Source organism: Acinetobacter cumulans, assembly GCF_003024525.3.
GTDB classification, from domain to species: domain Bacteria; phylum Pseudomonadota; class Gammaproteobacteria; order Pseudomonadales; family Moraxellaceae; genus Acinetobacter; species Acinetobacter cumulans.
Genome location: NZ_CP035934.2, coordinates 610,279 through 635,260, shown reverse-complemented (window position 1 = coordinate 635,260; position 24,982 = coordinate 610,279). Strand labels below are relative to the sequence as shown.

22 protein-coding genes are annotated in these 24,982 nt (G+C 41.7%); 13 read left to right on the top strand and 9 right to left on the bottom strand.

Features of this window, described 5'->3' with window-relative positions; all coding sequences use genetic code 11:
* Positions 1–11: 11 nt before the first annotated feature.
* From C9E88_RS03035 to secF, 7 genes are all read left to right on the top strand, one after another.
* The gene (locus C9E88_RS03035; protein ID WP_106984625.1) at positions 12–1,040 is read left to right on the top strand and encodes a hypothetical protein; all 1,029 of its coding nucleotides are present in this window, start codon (positions 12–14) and stop codon (positions 1,038–1,040) included.
* 23 nt (positions 1,041–1,063) lie between these two features.
* Positions 1,064–1,630, top strand: a complete 567-nt coding sequence (locus C9E88_RS03030; RefSeq protein WP_106984624.1) for a LemA family protein — start codon at positions 1,064–1,066, stop codon at positions 1,628–1,630.
* Between the two features lie 50 nt (positions 1,631–1,680).
* Positions 1,681–2,538, top strand: a complete 858-nt coding sequence (locus C9E88_RS03025; RefSeq protein ID WP_106984623.1) for a DUF4303 domain-containing protein — start codon at positions 1,681–1,683, stop codon at positions 2,536–2,538.
* 117 nt (positions 2,539–2,655) lie between these two features.
* Positions 2,656–3,786 carry a tRNA guanosine(34) transglycosylase Tgt gene (gene tgt, locus C9E88_RS03020; protein WP_106984622.1) on the top strand — a complete coding sequence of 377 codons (1,131 nt, stop codon included), beginning with the start codon at positions 2,656–2,658 and terminating at the stop codon, positions 3,784–3,786.
* Positions 3,787–3,890: 104 nt separating this feature from the next.
* Positions 3,891–4,220 (top strand): preprotein translocase subunit YajC, encoded by a 330-nt coding sequence (gene yajC, locus C9E88_RS03015; RefSeq protein WP_106984621.1) that lies wholly within the window; start codon positions 3,891–3,893, stop codon positions 4,218–4,220.
* A gap of 54 nt (positions 4,221–4,274) precedes the next feature.
* Positions 4,275–6,173, top strand: coding sequence for a protein translocase subunit SecD (gene secD, locus C9E88_RS03010; RefSeq protein WP_106984620.1), 1,899 nt, complete (start codon positions 4,275–4,277; stop codon positions 6,171–6,173).
* Between the two features lie 7 nt (positions 6,174–6,180).
* Complete coding sequence (secF, locus tag C9E88_RS03005) at positions 6,181–7,155, top strand: protein translocase subunit SecF (RefSeq protein WP_171356329.1); 975 nt, start codon at positions 6,181–6,183, stop codon at positions 7,153–7,155.
* Positions 7,156–7,265: 110 nt separating this feature from the next.
* Here the strand turns inward: secF and C9E88_RS03000 are convergent, their stop codons facing one another.
* From C9E88_RS03000 to cysM, 5 genes are all read right to left on the bottom strand, one after another.
* Complete coding sequence (locus tag C9E88_RS03000; RefSeq protein ID WP_106984618.1) at positions 7,266–7,877, bottom strand: hypothetical protein; 612 nt, start codon at positions 7,875–7,877, stop codon at positions 7,266–7,268.
* 168 nt (positions 7,878–8,045) lie between these two features.
* Positions 8,046–10,352: a RelA/SpoT family protein gene (locus C9E88_RS02995; protein ID WP_106984617.1), complete on the bottom strand. Its 2,307-nt coding sequence runs from the start codon at positions 10,350–10,352 to the stop codon at positions 8,046–8,048.
* Between the two features lie 17 nt (positions 10,353–10,369).
* A complete protein-coding gene (rlmD, locus tag C9E88_RS02990; protein ID WP_106984616.1) occupies positions 10,370–11,785 on the bottom strand; it encodes a 23S rRNA (uracil(1939)-C(5))-methyltransferase RlmD in 1,416 nt (471 codons plus the stop codon).
* Positions 11,786–11,791: 6 nt separating this feature from the next.
* Entirely contained in the window at positions 11,792–12,610 is an 819-nt protein-coding gene (locus C9E88_RS02985; RefSeq protein WP_106984615.1) for a 3'-5' exonuclease, read from the bottom strand.
* A 21-nt stretch (positions 12,611–12,631) separates the two neighbouring features.
* Complete coding sequence (gene cysM, locus C9E88_RS02980; RefSeq protein WP_106984614.1) at positions 12,632–13,552, bottom strand: cysteine synthase CysM; 921 nt, start codon at positions 13,550–13,552, stop codon at positions 12,632–12,634.
* 153 nt (positions 13,553–13,705) lie between these two features.
* Here cysM and C9E88_RS02975 point away from each other — a divergent pair, with 153 nt between their 5' ends.
* From C9E88_RS02975 to rsfS, 5 genes are all read left to right on the top strand, one after another.
* Positions 13,706–16,519, top strand: a complete 2,814-nt coding sequence (locus tag C9E88_RS02975) for a GacS-like sensor histidine kinase (RefSeq protein WP_106984613.1) — start codon at positions 13,706–13,708, stop codon at positions 16,517–16,519.
* A gap of 104 nt (positions 16,520–16,623) precedes the next feature.
* Entirely contained in the window at positions 16,624–17,412 is a 789-nt protein-coding gene (locus C9E88_RS02970; protein WP_106984612.1) for a crotonase/enoyl-CoA hydratase family protein, read from the top strand.
* 34 nt (positions 17,413–17,446) lie between these two features.
* Positions 17,447–18,316, top strand: coding sequence for an NAD(P)-dependent oxidoreductase (locus C9E88_RS02965; RefSeq protein ID WP_106984611.1), 870 nt, complete (start codon positions 17,447–17,449; stop codon positions 18,314–18,316).
* A 46-nt stretch (positions 18,317–18,362) separates the two neighbouring features.
* A complete protein-coding gene (locus C9E88_RS02960) occupies positions 18,363–19,151 on the top strand; it encodes a hydroxypyruvate isomerase family protein (RefSeq protein ID WP_106984610.1) in 789 nt (262 codons plus the stop codon).
* An 82-nt stretch (positions 19,152–19,233) separates the two neighbouring features.
* Positions 19,234–19,632 carry a ribosome silencing factor gene (rsfS, locus tag C9E88_RS02955; RefSeq protein WP_106984609.1) on the top strand — a complete coding sequence of 133 codons (399 nt, stop codon included), beginning with the start codon at positions 19,234–19,236 and terminating at the stop codon, positions 19,630–19,632.
* Positions 19,633–19,687: 55 nt separating this feature from the next.
* On the opposite strand, the gene C9E88_RS02950 is transcribed toward rsfS, so the two are convergent.
* The 4 genes from C9E88_RS02950 to C9E88_RS02935 form a co-directional block, all read right to left on the bottom strand.
* A complete protein-coding gene (locus C9E88_RS02950; RefSeq protein WP_106984608.1) occupies positions 19,688–19,939 on the bottom strand; it encodes a hypothetical protein in 252 nt (83 codons plus the stop codon).
* Between the two features lie 283 nt (positions 19,940–20,222).
* Entirely contained in the window at positions 20,223–21,677 is a 1,455-nt protein-coding gene (locus C9E88_RS02945) for an NAD(P)(+) transhydrogenase (Re/Si-specific) subunit beta (protein WP_106984607.1), read from the bottom strand.
* A gap of 3 nt (positions 21,678–21,680) precedes the next feature.
* On the bottom strand, positions 21,681–22,001 hold the full coding sequence (locus tag C9E88_RS02940) for a proton-translocating transhydrogenase family protein (RefSeq protein ID WP_106984606.1): 321 nt from the start codon (positions 21,999–22,001) through the stop codon (positions 21,681–21,683).
* Positions 22,002–22,012: 11 nt separating this feature from the next.
* Positions 22,013–23,140, bottom strand: coding sequence for a Re/Si-specific NAD(P)(+) transhydrogenase subunit alpha (locus C9E88_RS02935; RefSeq protein WP_106984605.1), 1,128 nt, complete (start codon positions 23,138–23,140; stop codon positions 22,013–22,015).
* An 889-nt stretch (positions 23,141–24,029) separates the two neighbouring features.
* Between C9E88_RS02935 and C9E88_RS02930 the strand changes: the two genes are divergently transcribed.
* A complete protein-coding gene (locus tag C9E88_RS02930; RefSeq protein WP_106984604.1) occupies positions 24,030–24,947 on the top strand; it encodes a DMT family transporter in 918 nt (305 codons plus the stop codon).
* Positions 24,948–24,982 lie beyond the last annotated feature (35 nt).

Below are 24,982 nucleotides of genomic sequence, written 5' to 3'. Positions count from 1 at the left end.
AAAGAGCAGCTATGCCGATCGATTCTGTTAAACACTCCTTTCATATTCGTCGTAAAAAAAACGACGTCGTTTTTCGGAATATCGCTCGGCTTTGGGAGTTGGGGCGTAGTGCCCATGATCATCAAGCCCTCCTCGATGGCTTGCATCCATGGAATGCCCCAATTAACCTAAAATTTGAAAATGTCTTAGCCTGGTTTCAAGGCTGTATCGGGCTCATTTTTTTACTGCCAGTATGGATTACACCTGCCAATATCTGGGCACAACTGAGCTTCATTCTCGGCTTAGTGATTATGGCATGGGCCTATTTTAGCTATGAACAAGATGATCCGATTGAGGAAGTCATCGATTTTTTAGAACAACAAAGTATTGCTAAAAAATATCAATTGGCTTTCGATCGCCAACCTCACCATATTAGTGTTCCATTTAATTCCATACATTTTATTGCGCATTTAAAACAGCTTTTCCCTGTATTTGAACAAGGCAGTGTTTCCAATAAAATCACTCGTTATGCCAGCACAGTTTGGCAAGACGAAAATGATCAAGCACATCAAGTCATGCTATTTCAGTACCATTATGTTAATGAAATTAGGGTACGCGATAAAAATGGCGATGAGCATCAAGTTAAAGAAATTCATAAAGATCTATGGGGCGTATTTGTTTTTGACATCAACACCCAAGGACTTGCTGTCAGCACCTCAAATAAAAAATTTTATTATCCTTATAGCTACCCTTGGCACAGTAGTGATATCCAAATCAATCAACGCCTTAAATTCTATGGCAGTGATGAAATGGAAACTGCTAAATTAATGACCCCCGCATTTGTACTTCGCTTAGCTGATTTTTTTAAAAACCGAGAAGGTGATTTGCTTTTTCATCCAGAAAGTAAAATGCTGTGCTATATTGGTCCACATGATTTATTTAAAATTAGTAGTAAAACAAATGTGATTCAGGACATTTCAGCATTGCGTGGACACCTAAGAACATTTAAATTAATAGAATTAGAAAACTTACAACGTGATTTATTACTTTTTTTAAAGTAAAGGACTTATGGGGGCTTAAGTCGATGGGTTTACTGATTTTTCTGCTTTTAATCGTCGCTGTGGTGATTGCCTGTATTGCGATTCGCAATAACATTGTGCGTCATCACAATGCAACGGTGCGTGCTTGGGCAGATGTAGCAACCTATGAACGCCAAAAAATTAAAATCTTAGATGGCTTACAAACGTTGGTTGAGCAATACTCAAGTTTTGAAAAAGGAACTTTAGAAAAAGTCACCGAGCTAAGACAAAACATTCTAAATCTTAATTTAAAAAATACCGATGTTTCGCAATTGCAACGCATTGAGTCTTTAAATAAAGAATTAATGCACAGCTTAAATGTTGTGGTAGAAAATTACCCAGAATTAAAAGCAAATGAAATTTATCTTAAAATGATGAATGAAATTGAAGAGCAAAATGAAAATGTGGGGGCAGCCATTAGTATTTTTAACCGTAATGTCGAGCTGTTTAATAATCACATTCAAATTTTCCCAAACAACATTGTTAACACAATGACATTGAGCAAAAAAGCGATTCGTCCTTTTCGCGATGCTCAAGCAACACAAAGCTTCGACTACAAACCTAATTTCTAAAATAAAACGGTATTCCTTGGAATACCCTCTAAAAAAAGAATATAAACCTCATGATAGAACATATTGATATTTTAAAAACGGCACTCATTCAAGAGTTTTATCAACTCTATGATTATTATTATGAAGACGAAATTTACGCCTGCACCTTGGTATTCAACAAATATTTATCAATCGACTATTTAGCTGTATCCACCAAGCGCAGTATGTTTTCAGAAGACGAAGACAGTAAGCAATATTTATCACCAAGTGATCAATGGAATGTCCCAAAATGGCGTTATCGCTCTAGCCCTGCTGTAGACTCAGGACTGACCAAATTTAAATTTATTTTGGCGGACTACTTCAACTCACAGCATAGTTTTGGTAACCCCCTATTGGACAACCCACAACCCGATGCAAGCAACAATCTCGATATCCTACTCAATGCCTTTAAACAGGCCAAAGAAGCGTTAGTTGACTCTTACGGCTTAGACATCGATCAAATTTTATTTTTTATCAGCATTCCAACGCAGCCCGAAATTGAATTGCAATCCGCGCGCTATCTCAACCCAGAAAATCGCTTATTGCTTAATTTTCTCAAAATTAAAGAACCTAAAAAACAAACTGAGCACCCAACAAGCAAGCGTTTTAAGCTCACTCAAGCCGATAAAGACATGCTAATTGATATTGCACAGCTGGTCGAAGTTGAACCTTATGACTATCTACAAGTTGCACAAGCGGCCTACATGCTGACGCTTGAGCCTCACTTTATCGACACCAATATTTATATACAAAAGTTAGTGCAAACCATTGCCGCTATGCCATCTGGTGAACGCGGGAGCTGTGAAATGCCCAAAAAAGAGATTTTGGCACGCCTGAGCCAGTTTTATCATTTGTCAAACTTTGCTCAACACCCAGCAGATTCACTCTAAGAAAATTACATCGACTAAACGATGCAAAGCTGGTGTTTAGTTGCAGAATCAAGGAAAATAGCGCGTTTTAGCATTAACAATCAGCGAACTGTTTTTTCGCCTTGATTTGGAACACCTATGAAGTTTGAAAAATTAGCGCAGTCGGGCCGTGCCCGTCGTGGTCGCTTAACCCTAGAACATGGCGTCGTTGAAACGCCAATGTTCATGCCTGTAGGTACTTACGGTACAGTTAAAGGCGTGTTACCACGTGATATTAAAGAAATTAAGTCACAAGTTATTTTGGGTAATACCTTCCATTTATATTTACGCCCTGGCTTAGAAGTGATTAAGCAACATGGTGGCTTACATCAGTTTATGAAATGGGATAAACCTATTTTAACTGACTCAGGTGGCTTCCAAGTCTTTAGCCTTGGCGCAATGCGTAAGATTAAAGAAGACGGCGTAACCTTCCGTTCTCCAATTGACGGATCTAAAGTATTTTTATCACCAGAAATCTCAATGGACATTCAACATACGTTGAACTCTGACATTGTGATGATTTTTGATGAATGCACGCCATATCCAGCAACACATGAAGAAGCGCAAAAATCTTTGCAGCTTTCACTTCGCTGGGCTAAACGCTGTAAAACGCAACATCACGAAGTCCTCAAAAACCGTAATGCCCTATTTGGTATTATCCAAGGCGGTATGTATGAAGACCTACGTGATGAATCTTTAAAAGGTTTACTCGACATTGATTTTGACGGCTATGCGATTGGCGGTCTTTCAGTGGGTGAACCTAAAGAAGAAATGATCAAAGTATTGGATTATCTTCCTGAGAAAATGCCAGCAGACAAACCACGTTACCTGATGGGTGTGGGTAAGCCTGAAGATATTGTGGAAGCTGTACGTCGTGGTGTCGATATGTTCGACTGCGTAATGCCAACTCGAAATGCACGTAATGGTCATTATTTTGTGACCGATGGTTTGGTGCGTATTCGTAACAGCCAATATCGCCATGACCAAGGTCCACTTGACCCATATTGCGATTGCTACACATGTACCAACTTCACTCGCTCGTATTTATTCCATTTAGAGAAATGCGGTGAAATGTTGGGTTCAATGCTCGGCACCATTCATAACTTACGCTATTACCTGCGTTTAACTGAAATGATGCGCGACGCACTCGACAACGGTACATTTGATGAATTTGTGCAAGACTTTTATGCCCGCCGTGGCCTAGAAGTACCGCCTTGTCCTGAAGATTAATCCTTCAGCATTTGCGCTAATGAAAAAGACAAGGTAAATTGCAGAACAAGCCAATTTATTGTCATGTAATTGATATACAATTTTATTCGTTTTAGGAAATACAAATGAGCCTTTTTATTTCTACCGCTCACGCAGCTGGTGAAGCAGCACAACAACCAAGCATGATGGCAAACTTGCTCATGATCGCTGTGTTTGTTGCTATTTTTTACTTCTTGATCTGGCGTCCACAGTCTAAACGTGCGAAAGAGCACCGTGCACTAGTTGATAGCTTAGGTCTAGGCAGTGAAGTTGTTTTTGCTGGTGGCCTCATGGGCAAAATCGTTAAAATTGAAGGTGATTTTGCAGTGGTTGAATTGAGTCGCGGTGTCGAAGTGAAAATCCAACGTGCAAGCGTGATTTCAGTTCTACCTGAAGGCACTTTAAACAACCTTTAATCAAAAAAACAGTCGTGCATTTGCACGGCTTTTTTCATTTTAAGAAGAAAACAGATGCGTTACCCAGCATGGAAATATCTGCTGATCATCGTTGTTCTCGTGATCAGTACATTATATGCCCTGCCAAGTTTGTATCCAGATGAACCTGCCGTTCAAATTTCGGGTGCCAAAGCCGGTACTCAGATTGACCAGAGCATCGTGCAAAAAGCAGAGCAAATATTAAAAAGTGACAATATTGCATCGCATGACAATAGTTTCACCAACAATGCTGCACTCTTACGTGTAGATTCAAGTGAAGCACAATTAAAAGCAAAAGACGCTCTACGCCGTGGTTTAGGTGATGACTATGTTGTCGCACTGAACTTGGCACCGACAACACCAGAATGGCTACAAAAAATTGGTGCTAAGCCAATGAAGTTAGGTCTGGACTTACGTGGCGGTGTTCACTTCCTGCTTGAAGTTGACATGAACAAAGCCATCTCTCAGCGTATGGAAACATCAGCTGCAGATTTGCGCCGTCAATTGCGTGACAATAAATTAAAATTCAATAGTCTGACTCTGAACAATAATTCGCTTACTTTGCAATTTGCAAACAATGACGACCGTTCAGCTGTGATGGATTTTCTACGCCGTAACGGTAACGAATATACACAACAAGCGATTGCCACTGATAATGGCTCAACTTTGCGTTTGACGTATACCGATGTGCGTAAGCAAGAAATTCAATCTTATGCAGTAAACCAAAACTTAACCACACTCCGTAATCGTATTAACGAGTTAGGTGTGGCCGAAGCATTGGTGCAAACCCAAGGTAGCAACCGTATTGTGGTTGAATTACCAGGCGTACAAGATACTGCAGAAGCTAAACGTGTTTTAGGTCGTACTGCAAACCTCGAGTTCCGTTTAGTCTCTGATCAAAATGATCAATACATTGATCCGTATACGGGTCAAGCAAAAGGCTCAGTTCCACCAGGCACAGAAGCATTTGCTTATGAGTCTTTAGATAGTGGTCGTCAATTACTACTGAACCGTAACCGTATTCTTACGGGTGAACGTGTACAAAATGCCTCTTCAGGCTTTAGCCAAGACACTGGTGGTGCTGAAGTAAACATTACCTTAGATACTGCGGGCGGTAAGCTCATGTCTGAGGCAACACGCGCTGCCGTTGGTAAACGTATGGCGGTTCTGTTTATTGAAAATAAACAAAAAATTAGCTATGTAACAGATCCTGCTACAGGTGTTCAAACAGAAGTTCGTACACCATATACTGAATCTGTTGTGATTAATGCTGCAACGATTCAAGCGGTATTAGGCTCACAATTCCGTATTACAGGTTTAGCATCACCACAAGAAGCAGCAGAGCTTGCATTAATGCTACGTGCTGGTGCTTTGGCTGCACCAATGTACTTTGTTGAAGAACGTGTTATTGGTCCAAGTCTTGGTCAAGAAAACATTGATAAAGGCGTGCTATCTACACAAATCGGCTTCTTGCTTGTTGCCATTTGGATGGTGGTCTTCTTCCGTCTATTTGGTTTAATTGCCAATTTCGCCTTGGTGGTGAACTTAGCGATGATCTTGACAGTTATGTCATGGATTGGTGCTTCCCTCACCCTCCCAGGTATTGCAGGTATTGTCATTACCATTGGTATGGCCGTCGATGCCAACGTGTTGATCTGTGAGCGAATACGAGAAGAAATGAAATGGGGTGCCTCACCCAAGCAGGCCATTATGGCCGGCTATGATCGTGCCTATAACACCATTTTCGACTCGAACCTCACCACATTCTTGGTTGCATTTATTCTTTTTGCCATCGGTACGGGCCCAATTAAAGGTTTCGCCGTAACACTGATGATTGGTATTGTTTGCTCAATGTTTACTGCTATTACAGTAACACGTGCAATCGTACAGCTCATTTATGGCAAAAAACGTAACTTAACCAAGCTGAGCATTTAGGAGATCGATCATGACTGACAATACTCAATTGGATCCTAAAAAATACGGCCGACCAGACAATGAACGTGTAATTCCGTTCATGAAGATTTCAGTGCCTGCTGCCATCATTTCAATTCTGCTCACCGTTGCCAGTGTTTTCTTTATTACGACCAAAGGTCTAAACCTCGGTTTAGACTTTACGGGTGGTGTATCTGCGGAACTCAACTATAGCAAGCCTGTGCAAGCTACGGATGTAACAGCTGCACTTGCTCAGGCTGGCTTCAAAGACTCTGTAGTACAGACATTAGGCTCAAACCGTGACCTTATGGTCCGTATGCCTGTACAAGAACATGCAGAAGCAGCTGATTTAACCAAAGAGATTACAGCAGCAGCACAGTTACCTGGTAACAAAGCTGAAGTGCATAAAGTAGATGTCGTGGGTGGCCAAGTTGGTAACGAGCTTTATCTACGTTCGGGTGGTGCTGTTGCACTTGCTCTGTTGTTAATGCTGGTTTACGTCACGATTCGTTTCGAATTCAAACTTGCAATGGGCGCAGTGCTCTCTTTGTTTCACGATATTATCGTGACACTGGGTATTTTTGCCCTCATGCAGTGGCCATTCGACTTAACAGTATTGGCGGCAATTTTGGCCATTATCGGTTTCTCTCTTAACGATAACATCGTGGTATCAGACCGTATCCGTGAAAACTTCCGTAAGATTCGCGGTGCTGAGCCTGTTGAGATCATCAACATTGCCTTAACTGAAACTTTACGTCGTACAGTTCATACCTCAATGACATTATTATTGGTTGTTTTAGCCATGATGTTCTTGGGTGGTGATGGCCTTAAATGGTTCTCTGTTGCGATGTTTGTTGGTGTATTTGTGGGTACTTACTCATCTATTTACATTGGTACGGCTTTCGCTTTATGGCGTGGTCTCAACCGTCAAGACTTTATCGTACAAGTTAAACCTGAATTTGATGAAGAAGAAATTCCTCACTAATTGAGCTAACCACATAAAAAGCCCATCTTCGGATGGGTTTTTTATTGCGTTATTGCAATCCTATCAAATATTTTACAGCCCTAAAAATGGCCAATATTACTATGCCAATTTCAATCAGAACGTGTATAAATCATAACGATTGGATCGATATGTCGCACATCAGCACAGGCAAAACTCACCGCTTTTTTCTGGTCTAAACTTTGAAAATAATGCTCTGTCGTGGTCGTTCGTACAAACTGTAAAAATAAACATAACTCATTGACCAATTTTACACAGACCCAATCCTGTGCCTGCGCGTCTAAAGCCCGATTACACAGCACCGTCCAGCCTGCATTTAACATGGGGGCATAATCCGAGCCCGTAATACCGATCTGATATAAATCCTTAGAACTTTTCCCATGTAAGTCTACATTTGCGCTGAGTACATCCGAGCTTATTTCCAAAGCGAAAACCTGCGCTTGCACACTCGCCATTGCATAATGCTCAATTTTTTGACCAATGCTTATATGATGTAAAGGTTGCGATACTTGTACCTGCTGAGTGCAGTATTGAAGCATTTCCTCTAAATCTAAAGCCCCCTCAGCCAACTGCAATTGCTGCTCAAGCAAGCGTGCTGTTTTTTGTGAAATCGGTCGGTGGCTATTTAACATTTGAGAAACTTCAGCCACACTCAAACCATAATGCTCACAAATGGCTTTTCCGGTTTGAAACTGCGTTTGCATTAAATATTCAAACCACTGATTTAGATTATCTCTGCGTCGTTCTGAAAGCGTCATAAATCGCAATATGTATTGTTTTAATGATCATTGATAATACATTACATGAAAAAACCCGCATTGACATGCGGGTTTTTTCATCAATTTATGAAGCTATTATATTAAATGAGAAGCTTAATTCCCTTGAACTAAACGTCGTGCACTAATAATGCCAGGCTGCTGCTCAAGTCGTGCGAGTAGACGTGAAAGCTGTGCCAAACCCTTAACTTCAATTAACAATTTCATGTTGGCAATACCATCAGACTCTGAAATGGTATTCACCTGACGAATGTTAATTTGGTCTGAGAAAATCACCTGCGTTAAGTCTTTCAGTAAACCACGGCGGTCGTATGCTTCCACCACAATTTGTACGCTTTGACCACGCGTTGGTTGCATTTCCCAATCTGCTTCTACTGCACGTTCAGGCTCTTGCTGAATCATACGCATGTAGTCAGGGCATGCAACTTTATGAATACTCACGCCACGATTAAGTGTGATATAGCCCCCAATCGATTCACCATGTACAGGCTGACAGCACTGAGCCACATGTAGCTCTACATTGTCTAAACCATCAATTAAAATACCATGTGCAGACAGTGTATGGCTGGCACGCGGGTTTAATGTCGGCTTCAGCACCAGTTCAGGCTCATCCTGATCTAAGTGCATGTGACGGTTCACCTGATTAATCAGCGCATGCAGGCTAATATCGCCACTCACCAATCCAATCAGAATATCTTCGCCCGTTTTGACATTGAAGTGACTGCAATAGTCATTTAGATCAATACTTTTCGGGTGAATCGCCAAACGTGCAAGTTCTTTATTTAGAATCTCACGTCCAACTTCTAAGTTCTTACTTCGATCTTGTTGGCGGAACCAATGACGTAACTTATCACGCGCGCGGGCAGTTTTAATGTAACCCAGCGAATTGACAATCCAATCACGGTTTGGTTCACGGTCTTTCTTGGTTAAGATCTCAACTTGCTCACCTGTTTTTAAAGTGTAAGTGAGAGGAACATAACGCTGATTGACCCGTGCGGCATAACATTTATTGCCGACCTGCGTATGCACGTGATAAGCAAAGTCTAATACAGTTGCGCCACGAGGTAATTCTTTAATGTCACCATCACGACTAAACACATAAATTTTTTCAAAGCCTTCGAAGTCTTGAATTTGCTCAAAACTTTCTTCACCTTCTTCATCTTTATGTGCACTAGCATCATTACGTTCTTGATAATGTTCTAAAACCGAACGTAATGAATGTAAACGATGGTTAAAAGAATGGTCGGTGTTTTTCGACCCTTCTTTGTAGTTAAAGTGTGAACACACACCCAATTCAGCTTCTTGGTGCATAGTTTGGGTACGAATTTGCACTTCGAGTGATTTATTTTCAGCAATCACAGCCGTATGCAATGAACGGTAACCATTGGCTTTCGGATTGGTAATATAGTCATCAAATTGATGTGGAATATGACGCCAGATTTGATGAACAATCCCTAAGGTGTGATAACACTCTGGAACGCTCTTTACCAATACACGCACGGCACGAATGTCGTAGAGCTGATCAAAACTCAAGTTCTTGCTTTTCATTTTTCGATAAATCGAATAAATGTGCTTCACTCGGCCGTTAATTTCCGCTTCGATATCATGATCGAGCAGTTCTTGGCGCAATTTATCGGTAACGAATTGAATATATTGTTCGCGCTCTAAACGCTTTTCATTCAATAAGGACGCAATTTCTTTATAACGCTCTGGTGCCAGATAACGAAAAGCCAGATCTTCTAGCTCCCATTTGAGCTGAGCAATGCCTAAGCGATGCGCCAATGGCGAGTAAATTGTTAAAATTTCACGTGCAACACGTTCCTGACGCTCTTTTGAAGAATGCGCCAATTCACGTAAAGCATAGGTACGTTCTGCCAACTTAATTAAAACAACTCGAACATCTTCCGTCACGGAAATCAGCATTTTATAAATGCCAGTTAAGTGTTCACGTTGGTTATTATTAAAATGATCTTCCAGACGTTTATTTTGTTCAATCAGCTCTGAAAGCTTACCCATGGCCAAAGTACCTTTGACCAAGGCGAAAACTTGTTCACCGAATTTTTCATGTACTTCATCCAGCGACATAACACCTTCACGTACGCCACGGTAAAGCATCGCTGCCGACAAGGTATCTTCGTCTACGTGTAAATGCGCTAAGATATCAGCCATCTCAATACCTGTATAAAAGGTATTGGAACGATGATGAATCGTCGACTCAAGCTCTTTTTGTAGCGTTAGATGTGCAACTTCTTCAAGCTGTGATAATGATTCACCATCTAGTATGCCACGCACACGATCTAGCCATTCGTCTAGATCATGTAGTGCTTGATCGGCATGTTCTACAGTCGTTTCCTGAGACAACTCATTGAGACGCCCCGGGAGCTGTTCACGTACTGTGACCATACCCTACTCCTATTTTTTTACTCTTCATCACTTCTTACATCGTCAATCTGAGTGGTTGGTTCAATCTGTTCAAATAACGCGATAGACTCTACGTGCCCAGTATGCGTAAACATATCCATAACACCTGCCCGGCTCAGCTGATAACCCTGCTGTGCTAACACACCTGCATCGCGTGCGAGTGTTGCGGGATTACATGAGACATAAACTATTCTTTTTGCACCAAACTTGGGCAGATAATGCATAACCTCTTCTGCACCTGAGCGTGGAGGATCAATCAATAATGCATCAAATCCCTGATTTGCCCAAGTTTGATGCGAAAAATCTTTTGTTAAATCTTGTGAATAGAAGCTCAACCAAGAAATTGCATTGTTTTTTGCATTTTCTGTACCTCGAGCGACCATTTCTTCACTTCCCTCAACCGCTACCACTTCACCTTGTGCACCAACACAGCGCGCCAAAGGTAAAGAGAAATTACCCAAACCACAAAATAAATCCAAAACACGCTCACCTGGCTTCAATTGAAGCAAATCACATGCCAGCTTCACCATTTTCGGGTTAACACTTGAATTTACTTGAGTAAAATCTAATGGACTAAAGGCAAAAGTCGTATCAAATTCTTCTAATCTGTAATGCAAACGCATTTCAGTCCCTTGGCCGTCCTCTCGAACTAAGCTTTCAGGCCCTGCTGCTTGTAAATAAAGTTGCCACTGTTTCTGTAACGTAAATTTTCGTAATTCGTTGACATCTGCGTCACATAATTTATCGGTATGACGAATCAGCAAAGCAACTTCAGCATCCCCCATCGCTAATTCTACATGACCGATGTCAGCTTTGCCTTTTAGACTTTGGAGTAATTGTTTTAAACGTGTAATCGAACCAAATTGCTGATCTAAGACCATACATCGGTCAATAGAAGTCAATTTATTGCTGGCATTTTCACGAAAACCCACCACCAATTTATCTTTATGAGGCAAATAGCGCACACCAATACGTGCTTTACAGCGATAGTCCTCACGACCTGAGCGTAAAGGCGAAAGCCATTCTTTCGGGCTTAATCCTGCAAAATGGGTTAAATGTGATTTTAGTACATCTTGCTTTAAACGAATTTGTTCGTCTGGGTGAATGTGTTGCATATTACAACCACCACAAATCCCAAAGTGCGGACACGGCGCAGGCACACGCATTGTAGAGGCTGCACTCAGAAGCTCTAGACTATCCGCTTCTTCTAAACGCTTTGCGGTATGAGTAATCACTGCGCGTACAGTTTCACCAGGTAAAGCATAACGAATAAAAACTTTTTTACCCTGTTTTTCAATCGGATGCTCAGGGTGTGAACCATAATGAGCAATGCCACGCCCCTCATGTGACAGCGACTCAACTTGAAAAATATAGCTTAGTGCTGGTGCTTTTGGGGACTTGGCTTTGTATTTCATGTGAACCTAATGTGTGGAAGATGGGAAATCAAATTGGGTAAAATCGGTTTGTTTCGAATTTTCTCGCCAAACCGCTAAAAATTCAGCCTGTTGTGGCTGTGTCGCTAAATACTGAATGGTCGATTGCACCAAGTGTTGATGATCGGAGGCTAAAATTTGCCCCTTCAACAATTGCCAGCGCAAATAAATCAACCATGTATTGAGCACATCACCTTCGCAATAGCTGGTCAGCTGTTGCCACTGTTCAGTACGGACATATTCAGGCACATGATATGCCCCATCACCACGCTTACCAGGAAAACCCAATAAATGTGCAATGTCATCCAGCTTTTGAAAATGACGACCATTAAACATCGCCATGACATCCATTAAATCGACATGACGGTGGTGATAGCGATTTTGGTAGTTATTATAACGCTTTTGTGAATCAATCTCGCCCTGATCAAATAAACTTGGCGCAGATAGACCATGATACATCGCACGAAATAAAATCACGGGGACATCAAATTGCGAGCCATTCCAACTTACCAATGTCGGTTGGCGTTTATCAAAAATAGATAAAAAGCGCTTTAAAATTTCAGCTTCACTATAGTTTTCACGGCTAAATGAAAACAGTTTCATGCCATTTTCATCTAACCAAAAACCTGAAATACAGACAATTTCATGCAAAGCCAAACGCTGAAAGTCTGTACCACTTTCTTGGCGTCTTAACTTTGCCAAAGCCGCGTCTAAATCGGCTTCGGGTAAATCGAGTCCGTATAAATGCGCACCTGATTTTAAATCAGTCAAAGTTTCAATATCGAAAGTTAAAATAGGTAAACGCATAAAGACTCTTCAACCCCGAAATTATTCAGCATCAACCACAGAGAATAAACCTGTAGATAAATAGCGATCGCCACGGTCACAGATAATGCAAACAATCACAGCATCTGGATTCTCTTCAGCCAATTTCACTGATGCCCATACTGCACCACCTGAAGATGTACCTGCACTAATGCCTTCAACACGTGCCATTTTACGGGCAGTTTTTTCAGCTTCAATTTGCGGAATATCCATAATACGGTCGACACGACTCGGATCAAAAATCGTCGGCAAGTATTCTGTAGGCCAGCGGCGAATACCTGCAATATTTGAACCTTCAGAAGGCTGTAAGCCAACAATTTGAATCTCTGGATTTTGTTCTTTGAGGTATTTTGAAATCCCCATGATGGTGCCTGTGGTGCCCATCGCGCTCACAAAGTGAGTAATTTTACCGCCTGTTTGCTCCCAAATTTCTGGGCCAGTGGTCAGGTAATGTGCTTCTGAATTATCTGGGTTACCAAATTGATTAAGAACCAAGCCCACGCCGTCTGCTTGCATTTGCGCGGCCATATCACGCGCTTCTTCCATGCTTGCAGATTCAATTAATTCTGCACCGTAGGCACGCATCGCGTCTTTTCGTTCTTGGCTTGAGTTGGCTGGCATAATCAGCTTCATCTTATAACCACGCATGGCAGCAACCATTGCCAATGCAATACCTGTATTTCCGCTTGTCGCTTCAATTAACGTATCACCCGGCTTGATCTGTCCACGCTTTTCAGCTTGCATAATCATATTATATGCTGGACGGTCTTTGACTGAACCTGCTGGGTTATTGCCTTCTAACTTGGCCAATACAGTTGCTTGAGTGTGACATGCCAGACGCTGTAAACGCACCAACGGAGTCTTTCCGACATAATGGTCTAACAAAAAATCGTCTGCTTGGAAATCAGGGGTTGTATTACTCATTATTTGTACCTATATCGAGGTGCGCCTATTGTATGAAAAAATGACTGCGCCTGCACCCATTTGCAGGGCTTTTTCGTGAAAGTGATTAAAGCGCAGTCAGTTTCAAATAAAGCATGCTAATATGCAGTGCATAAGGAATAAACTGCTTGAATCATGTCAAATATCAACAAAAAGCTTTTTAAACGCCTACACTTAAATCATGCCTATGGACAGCTCATTGCGTTAATTTTTGTGCCCATTACAATTTTGGCATGTGTGGGTGCAACCTTGGTCATTAGCGAAACTTCCAATGCCGCCAAAGCACAACAACGCCAAATGGCGATTGCGATTTTGACGCGTTTTCAGCCTGCATCCGAAGATGCGCTCAACTTATTGGCACAATATCCATGGCAATTCGATCAAGCACGAAATGCCATGCAAAATATGTTTAGCGAAAAACATTTGATTCGTGCTGCAATCTTAGACAGCCAAGAAAAAAATAGAATTAGTTTTGGCTTCCAAGATGATGCGCCATGGCCAAAGCTTGCAGAGAACAAAAAATCAGAGTTTATTGGGCCTATTCGTTTAAATCACAGTAATGTGTATGCCACACAAATTCATGATGAAATGAATACGCCTTACTGGCTGGTGATTGAGCTCGACAACCAACCTCTAGAAATTGCACACTATCGCGTGCTGATGGTGTTGGTCGCAACAGGTTTACTGACCCTACTTTTATTATTGTTATGCCTCAATTTCTATTCGCGTCGCTGGATTGCACCGATGTACGAAATTCGTATGCAATTACAACGCCTCAATGCTGACACCTTAGATCAGCACATGATTATTAACAGTACAGGTGAGCTTCGCCTTTTACAGCGTGACATTGCCAACGTGGTCAATCGTCTGCATTTTAGTTTTTTAGAATTACGCGAACATACAGAACAAACCGAAGACGATTTACGCCGTACGCTCGATACTTTAGAAGTGCAAAATATCACTTACCGTCAAGCACGCGACCAAGCGATTCATGCCAATCAATCTAAATCGGTTTTTTTAGCCAATATTTCCCATGAACTCAGAACACCCTTAAACAGTATTGATGGCTTTATTCATCTGTTACTGCGCCAAGGTAATTTGAGCAATGAACAAAACTTATATTTACAAACCATTCGCAAATCTTCTGCACATTTGCTGGCACTCATTAACGATGTATTAGATTTTTCTAAAATTGATGCCGGAAAACTCGAACTCGAAACTGCACCTTTTGATCTAGAAGAAGCCGTTTTTGATGTTATGGACATGCTTTCGCCTTTAGCGGCACAAAAGCATATTGATATGACCTTTTACTATGCGGACAACGTGCCCGTGCATGTGATTGGTGATGCCTTACGTTTTAAACAAATTTTGACCAATTTAATTTCTAATGCGATTAAGTTCACCCCTGATGGTGAAATTATTGTTCGTGTGCGAATGGAACATGATGATATTGGCCAGTGCCTACTTCATTTTAGCGTACAAGACAGTGGTATTGGCCTAAGTGGCACAGACCGTAAAAAGCTGTTTGAATCCTTCTCACAAGGTGATGCCTCCGTTACACGTCAATTTGGCGGTACAGGTCTTGGTTTGGCAATTTCTAAACAATTGGTCAACCTCATGCATGGTCAAATTGGCTTTGAAGACAACCAAGAACGTGCACCGACCGAAAAAGGGTCAACCTTTTGGTTTACCGCAATGTTTAGCGTGAATGAAGATGAAGAAGTCATCCATCCACAATTTGAACATTTAACTGTGGTATCATATTTAGCACATCCTGCTACAGCCAATGTACTACGCCACTACCTTGAAGATTATGCTGTACAACACGTCGAAGCACAGTCGATTTTAGATTTATTTAGCCGTCTAAATCAGTTTGAACATGCTGAAAATACTTGGCTCATTTTAGACCATAGTGGCGATACCGAAGCCATGCTCAAAGAAATTCGCTCACGTTATCACGGCAATTTGGCGATTTATGGCTATCAAATGCTACTCGATCCAAGCATGCTAAATGAATACCGTGCTCGTCCATTACATCAACCGCTGAGTCGTAGTGCATTGGCACAATTGTTGGGTAATGAGCCCTTGTTTGAACATGACGCCATGGATAACTTTGATGGCCAAGGCTTACATATCTTAGCGGTCGATGACCATCTACCCAACTTGATTGTATTAGAGGCGCTCTTATCTGAACTTAACGTGACCACCACCAAAGCACTCAGCGGTCAAGAAGCCTTAGATATTATTCAATCTCGCCATGCGCAAGGGCTCAAAGATTTTGATTTGGTCTTCATGGATATTCAAATGCCCGTAATGTCTGGCATTGATACCACGCGTGCGCTGCGTTCATTAGAATCCACCAAAGAAGAACAAAAACGTCTGCCGATTATTGCGCTCACGGCACATGCACTTTCGGATGAAAAGCAAAAGCTGTTGCAAAGTGGTATGGATGATTACGTGACTAAACCGATCCAAATGGAACAGATTATTCAAATCTTGACCCATTGGACCGCTGAAAACTTTAAAAAGCCTGTTGCTGTAGAACGTACTGCTGTTATTGATTCACTCGACAGCAATATTTTAGATTGGCAACAATGTCTTATGCTAGCGGCCAATAAAGAGGACTTGGCGGTCGATTTGCTCAAAATGCTTACTGACAGTTTCGAAATAGAAGTGAATGAAATTGAACAGCTGATTGAGCTTGAAGATTTCCCACAACTCGAACATGTGCTCCATCGTTTATACGGTGCAACTCGCTATGTCGGCACACCCAATTTGCAAAATGTTACGGGTAGCTTTGAGCAATTTGTTTCAACCTTACGTAAAGAACGCCGCAGAGCCGATGATGCCTTCATTCAAGAAGTCCACAAACGCTTTGATGAAATGAAAGCCATCATTGCGCAAGTTGAACTGGCAGCCCAACATATTTTAAGTCAGCACAATACTTAAACAGGTCGTCATGCCCGATTTAAATAGAAGGATGACTGAGCTGTCATGCATGCAAGATAAGCTCATGCTATGCTCGTCGCAAAGAAACAAAAAGAGTGTACAACATGGCTTTGGTCAAATTTGAAAATAACAACGGCATTGCAACCGTTAGCCTAAATCGCCCAGATAAACGCAATGCCATGAGTTTTGCCCTGCTCAAAGAGCTGGTAAACATTGCCAATCGTATTAAAAAAGACCGTACGATTCGCTGTGTGATTTTAACTGGCGAAGCACAAGTATTTAGTGCAGGCATTGATTTAAGTGATTTAAACAACCCGAAAAACACCGCTTATGCTGCATGGGAACTGATCCGCCCTGGTCAAAGTCTTTTTCAAAAAGCATTTTTGATTTGGCAAGAACTGCCTGTTCCAGTGATTGCCGCGATTGAAGGCTATTGCTTTGGTGCAGGTATGCAACTTGCTCTGGCTGCCGATATTCGTATTGCACATCCAGAAACACAAATGTCGATTATGGAAAGTCGCTGGGGTTTGGTTCCAGATATGGGGCTCAGCCGTTCGCTTAAAGGCATTATTGGCTTAGATTTGGCGAAAGAATTGACACTTACTGCCCGTATTTTTGACGCCAACTATGCCAAAGATATTGGTTTGGTCACGCATCTCAATGCAACACCGCTTCAACAAGCTCAAACACTCGCTGAAGAGATGCTTGGCCGCTCACCTGATGCCTTAACCGCAGCCAAACGTGTACTAGATGCTATGGAACATCAACCAAGTAAATCTTTACGTTTAGAAAAAATTTGGCAACTTAAATTATTGCTCGGCAAAAACAGCAAACTGGCACGTAAAAAAGACAAGAACCCTGAAGTTCAATTTTTACCGCGCCAATTCCGCTAAGCTTAAAACAGTATGATCATCTAATGGAACACGCATGAACTTCGACCTTCAAACTAAAATTGCATTTTTGGGCATGGGACTCATGGGAAGCCGTATGGCAACTCGTCTCTTGCAAGCTGGCTTTGCAGTCGCAGTTTGGAATCGTAGTCCGAGTGCTTGTGATGCCCTGATTGAACAAGGTGCAACTGCACTCGATTTGAGCCAACTTGGCCAATATCCTGCCATTTTAACCTGTTTGGCCGATGATCATGCTGTGCAAAATGTCTTTAGCTTAATTCAACCACACTTAAGCAAAGGGCAAATTATTGCAGATTTTTCAAGTCTATCCGTAGAATGTACAAAGCAACTTGCTCAAGCAGCACAGCAACAAGGCGTCAATTGGATTGACTGCCCTGTCTCTGGTGGAACAGCTGGTGCCGAACTTGGCACTCTGGTTATTTTTGCAGGTGGTGATGCACCAAGCATTCAACGCCTAGAACTGATTTATAATGTGTTATCACAGCGTGTTACCCGCATGGGAGAAACAGGCGCAGGCCAAGCCACAAAAATTTGTAATCAGCTCATCGTCGCAGCCAACAGCACCCTCATTGCAGAAGCTGTTGCACTGGCCGAACACGCGGGTGTCGACACAACACTTCTCGCACCTGCTTTGGCAGGTGGGTTTGCTGACTCAAAACCTTTCCAGATCCTCACACCTCGTATGGCGAGCCAAAGCTTTGAACCCGTGCAATGGAAAGTACAAACTTTATCTAAAGACCTAAACAATGCCTTAAAGCTGGCAGCTTCATATCAATTGCATATTCCTGTTGCCATACAAGCCCTTGATCAATTACAACAACATCAAGCCAATGGTTATGCCGAGGCAGACTTATCTACCATACGTTTACAGGTCAAATCTAACTAACTGTGTGCTGTCATCATTTTTCGCTTAATTTCAGAGGGTGCCAACCATGATTAAATTGGCCGTTAATCTGTCCATGATTTTTACCGAAGTGCCCTTGCTTGAGCGCTTTGCGCTGGCACGTGCTCATGGTTTCGATCATATTGAAATCCAATTTCCATATGAGCTAAGTATTGAGCAAATTCAAACCCAACTCACCATACATGACTTAAGCCTATGTTTGATTAATGCGCCTGCAGGTGACTTGATGACTGGTGGCAATGGCCTTGCTGGTATTCCAGGTCAAGAAATTGAATTTCATCATGGTTTAGAAAAAGCCATTCGCTATGCCAAAGCATTACAAGTACCTAGCATTAATATCCTTGCGGGTAAACAACCCCTAGATGCAGATTTACTACCCTGCTTAAAAACCTTGGCGACCAATTTAAAACTGGCATGCCACATGTGCAGTGATCACGATATTCAACCAGTATTTGAAATGATCAACGGCACCGATATGCCCCGCTTTTTGGTGCAAAACATTGCTCAAGCACAGGAAATGCTTGAGGCTGTACGTCACCCTGCCTTAAAAATGCAATTTGACTGCTACCACATGGCCATGATGGGCGAAAATTTATTGGAAAGCCTACAAGAAAATATCGATGCGATTGGTCATATTCAATTTGCAGACAATCCAGGTCGACATGAACCTGACACAGGAAACATTGATTATGCAGTCATTTTTGATTGGCTCAAACACAGCCAATATACAGGTTTCAGTGCTGCCGAATATCGCCCACAAAATTTGTCACAAAATTCTTTTGCGTGGAAAGACAAATACTTCTCATCAATAAACTGAAGAGATCAAGGTGCTGATTTGAAATTCAGCACCAAAACCGCTATATTAGATGATGAATAATTGTCTGGAAACCATACCCTCCATGAATTTAGAACCATCGCCCGGCGCTTCAAACTTTCAAGAACCTGCATTAAGTTCAAAAAAAGACGTACAAGCTTGCTTAGAAGTGGTACGTGAAGCTCTCGAAGATGTAAAAGCGAAAGAAATCGTCGAAATTGATGTTAGCGCGATCAGCAACGTTGCAGATGCAATCGTGATTGCATGCGGTACATCAACACGTCATCTCAAATCCCTTGCAAACAACGTTGCTGAAGAAGCACGTAAAGCTGGCTTCCGCCCGATTGGTGTTGAAGGCGAGCGTGATGCAGAGTGGATCTTGATTGACCTCGGCTTTGTCGTTGTTCATGTTATGCTTCCTACAGCACGCAAATTCTATGATTTAGAAAGCTTATGGCGCACAGCACCTGAGTCTGTGGCATAACATCTTTATCAATAAAAAAGCGGTCAATAGACCGCTTTTTTATTGCCTATAATATTTACCACTCACGCTGTTCTAAACTGGTCAAAGCCCGCAACATTTGACGCATAATATGGCGACGGCAGTGCTTCAAATCATCTGTTTCACAAACATCATTTAAAAAATGATTCAATGCATATACCGGCTGATTGCTATAACGTTGCTCCCAAAGACTTAATGCTTCTTCTAAAGCTACACTACTGATATAAGGCTCTAAGCTGCTGGCAATTGCAGATCTGCGGTTCTCAATATTTAATCGTTCTGTACTCATAGCGTCCCCCTGCTCAAATCAATAAACATGCCTTTCACTACGGTTATAAACTGCTTATTACTTATAGTTTTGCAAGAAAAATGCCAACAATATAAAACATAGCAATCATCAGGCTTTGCTTATAACACTCCCCCATTTGCCTACAAAAAATTGTCAGCTTGCGACCAGTTTTAGAGAATAATCTCTCAATATGTAGCAATTTTTGCGCATTACAGCATAGCTATCTTTTTTCATTTTCCATAAAAAACCGCCCGAAGGCGGTTTCTCATCAAAAGTTTGAGTCTTAATGACCGCCACCATTGATTGCTTTTGTCATATCTTCTACAACTTTCTTCGCATCACCAAAGATCATCATAGTCTTGTCGTTATAGAACAAGTCATTATCTAGGCCTGCATAACCTGTTGCCATAGAACGTTTGATCACCATGATCGTACGTGCTTTATGTGCTTCAAGAATTGGCATACCGTAAATTGGCGATGTTGGATCATCTTTGGCTGCAGGGTTTACAACGTCATTCGCACCAATCACAAGTACAACGTCTGTTGCTGGGAAGTCTGAGTTGATTTCGTCCATCTCTAAGATGTCTTCATACGCAACGTCCGCTTCAGCTAAAAGTACGTTCATGTGACCTGGCATACGACCCGCAACTGGGTGAATCGCAAAACGAACCGTTACACCTTGTTCTTTTAAGATTTCACACAATTCTTTCACTGCGTTTTGAGCACGACCTTGCGCCATACCATAACCTGGTACGATCACAACGCTGTCCGCATTTGACATTAAGAAACCAGCATCGTCTGCCGAACCTGAACGGTAATTACGTTGAACTTGCTCACCTTTGTCTGCAGATGCAACTGCTGCACCACCCATTGCACCACCAAACAAAACGTTGATGATTGAACGGTTCATAGCTTTACACATAATGTAAGACAGAATCGCACCAGATGAACCTACAAGTGAACCCGCAACAATCAGCATGTTGTTTTCAAGTGTGAAACCAATACCTGCTGCAGCCCAACCTGAGAAAGAGTTCAGTAGTGAAACGACCACTGGCATGTCACCGCCACCCACTGGCGCAATCCATACCCAACCAAACGCAAGTGCAAGTGCAGTCATTGCCCAGAATGCATTCATGTTACCCGTCGTAAAGAAGTAAACACCACATGCCAACATTGCAATAAACAACAATGCTTGTACTGGTTTTACCCAACCGCCTGAAATGGTTTTTGCCCATTTTTTGGCAGCCAATTTACCATAAGCAAATACAGATGCAGTAAAGGTAATCGCGCCTACAAAACAGCCCACAAACAATTCAAATAAATGAACACTACTCATGTGCGCATGCTGTACGCCAGCAGCTGTTAACGCCGCTTCGTTTTCTGCAAATAAAGCAGTTAACTGGTTGTTATGCAAAATGGCTGCTATCGCAATCAATACCGCAGCTAAACCCACCAATGAGTGCATCAATGCAACAGTTTCAGGCATTTGCGTCATTGGAACTGTACGTGCACGTGCAATACCCACGACTGCACCCAAAACCATCGCGCCACCAATCATCCAAACTACAGGATGATCTGCTACAAAGAATGTGGTAATCACGGCAATCGCCATAGCGATCATACCGTAGCGGTTACCTGCGATTGCAGTTTTCGGGCCAGATAGACCGCGTAAAGTGAGAATGAAAAGGACCGCACCAACAAGGTAGAACCAATCCGCATATTCTTTAATGAATTCCATGGATTAGCCCTCTTTTTTCTTTTGTTTTGGCTTAAACATTTCGAGCATACGTGCAGTTACTGCGAAGCCACCAAAAATGTTAATACTTGCCAAAAATACTGCTACTGCACCCAATACGCTCACTACGTTCACGCTTTGGAATTGTACGCTTGCTTCTAATACCCCAGGAATACCTACGGTTTGTAGCATTGCACCTACAATAATAATTGAAGACAACGCATTGGTTACTGCCATTAAAGGCGTATGTAAAGCCGGCGTTACACCCCAAACAACGTAGTAACCTACGAAGATAGCGAGGACAAAAATCGTAATCGTTTCAACCATGACAAGTCTCCTTAGCCGCGCTTCAACAGCACTTGACCGCTGTGAGTGACCAATAGGGCTTTTTGAATTTCTTCTTCTGGATTAATCGCGAAGTTTTTCTCAGCATCAAATAATGTGTCTAAGAAATTCAAAACGTTGCGTGCATACAGTGCCGAAGCTTCAGTCGAAACTGTAGAAGGAATATTTGGAATGCCTAAGATTTTTACACCGTTAGCAGTCATCACATTTTCACCACACACAGAACCTTCAACGTTACCGCCAGTTTCAACCGCCATATCTAAAATGATTGAGCCTGGTTTCATTTTGGCAACTGTTTCTGCTTTGATTAAACGTGGTGCATCACGGCCTGGTAATAAGGCAGTCGTAATCACGATGTCCGCATTTGATACAGCTTTATCAACAATAATCGCTTGATCACGGATGTATTCTTCACCCGGCATCCAACCATAACCATTCTTCGCAGCATCTGCCGCTTTTTGCTGTTCTTCTGGTGACATTGGTACGTCTAACCATTTACCGCCAAGTGATTCAACTTGATCACGTGCCGTTGGACGTAAATCTGTTGCTTCTACAACTGCACCTAAACGTTTTGCTGTTGCAATCGCTTGCAAGCCGGCAACACCCACACCCATAATCACTACACGTGCTGGTTTTACTGTACCCGCTGCAGTCATGAGCATAGGGAACATACGTTGATATTCAGCAGCAGCTAACAATACAGATTTATAACCTGACAAGTTGGCTTGAGATGAAAGTACGTCCATGTTTTGCGCACGAGATAAAGTACGTGGCAATAGCTCCAACGCAAATGCAGACACTTGCTGTGCAGCAAATTGGTCCAACTCCGGATTACGGTATGGGTCAAACATTGCAATGACTGCGGTATTTGGCGCAAGCTTTTGAATTTCGTCACCCTTCGGCGCACGTACTTTCAAAATAATTTGACTGCCGGTATAGGCATCATCTGTAATTTTGGCACCAACCTGTTCATAAGCACTATCGATATAAGCAGCGTTTACACCTGCTCCACGTTCAATAACGACATTATGACCAGCGCTGATCAACTTCTTTACTGTCTCTGGCGTCGCAGCGACGCGATGTTCACCGACAACAGTTTCGGCTGGAATTCCGATCTGCATGAGCGTTCCTCAAGCTAATTTTTCTTAAGTAAACATCGTAAAAACGATGCTTCCCCTCAGGATGTTCTTTTGTTGAATTTTTGGATTCTAATGGAACTTTTTTAAATTACCACCCAATATTTAGTTAATAAATACCCATATTTTGAACTGGTGATTCATAAAAAATATGATGCGATAAAGCAGTTATTCATTTTTATTTTTAATGGTATGAATCTTTTTTATACAAAATAATGCTGTTTTTAAGTTTTATTAAGCTAATTTAAATCTCAACTTATTGCTTATTGATCTAAATGACAAAAAAACATTCGTTTGATATTTATATTTTTAGTTGTGAAAGCCTTTAAATGCCATACATAGCAACCTATTTTAAATATCCCAAAAACAACAGTTGACCTTGCTGACAAATTTTAGGATTTTTAAACTCAAATAAATTAAGCTGTTTTTGAAAGACTTGTACAATTATCACCCCACATAAATTCTTTGATTAAATTGGCGTGATCGACAGCATTTCCCCTTAAATTATGCCATTTATGGCATTCGCCTTAAGTCTATAGATCGCATTTTTTGCTAAAAAAATAATTTCTGCGACATTTTGCACCATGATGAACACCTCACAATTTGGCGAATTTGGCTCTTTTATGCACAATATTGGTGCGTTATGAAAAAATTGATGTATTTCAAGGCCAAACAATCATTTTTTACCGCCATCGTATTAAATTTGATATTTCACACAATTCGTCAACTCAGAATTCCTGTGCTGAGCTATGCCCATTCCAAATGAAGCATTCCATTTGGGTATCGTGCCCATTCATTTTTTTGCATTTAATCTTTGTCTGTAATTTTCTTATAATCATCTTATATTCTTTTCTCTCCCAGCCATTGCATCGCCATGCCTACGCTCAGTCTATCCCCACGTCAAATGGGCGCACTTTGTGCTATTTGTGCCGCTTTTTTATTTAGCACTAAAGCTATATTTATTAAGCAAGCTTATGCATTATCCCCTCTGGTGGATGCCACCGTATTAATGGCACTCCGCATGGGCAGTGCTTTGCCCTTTTTCTTGATCATGTGTTGGTTTAGCCGTCGCTCTTACCAAGATCTAACAGCTCGTGATTGGGGCATGCTTATCCTTGCAGGTTTACTTGGCTACTATCTTGCGAGTTGGTTAGACTTCATGGGTCTGATGTACATTAGTGCTTCGCTGGAACGAATTATTTTGTTTTTATATCCTACCCTGACAGTTCTAGCATCTAGTGTTATTTATAAGCAAAAACTCAGCACCAAAACTTACCTTGCGATCCTATTAAGTTACGGTGGTACCGTACTCGTCATGCTACAAGAACAAAGTAATACGCCGCAGGATGGTAATTTTTGGATTGGCGCGAGCTTTGTTTTTGCCAGTGCCGTGGCCTTTGCCTCTTATTTACTGCTTACCCCTAAAATGATAACCAAATTTGGCTCATGGCATTTTAATGCCTTAGCGTTAAGCATTACCTGCTTAGGCACGCTCATTCATTATGTTTTATTGGTACCAGCACCAATACAACTCATTCAAAATCTGCCACCCGCAGTCTGGGGCTATGGGATTGCCATTGGGCTATTTGTGACTGTACTCCCAACGGTACTGATGATGCAAAGCATTGTTCGATTAGGTCCTGGCCACTCCGCCATGATTGCATCCATAGGTCCAATCTTAACGATTTTATTGGCAGTAGCCTTTTTAGATGAACACCTAAATTCTATACAGTGGCTGGGCTGTTTGCTCAATATCGTGGGTGTGTTGATGATTAGTCTATCCAAAAAATAACATTAATCATTCGCCTCATGACGGTGCTCGAACAC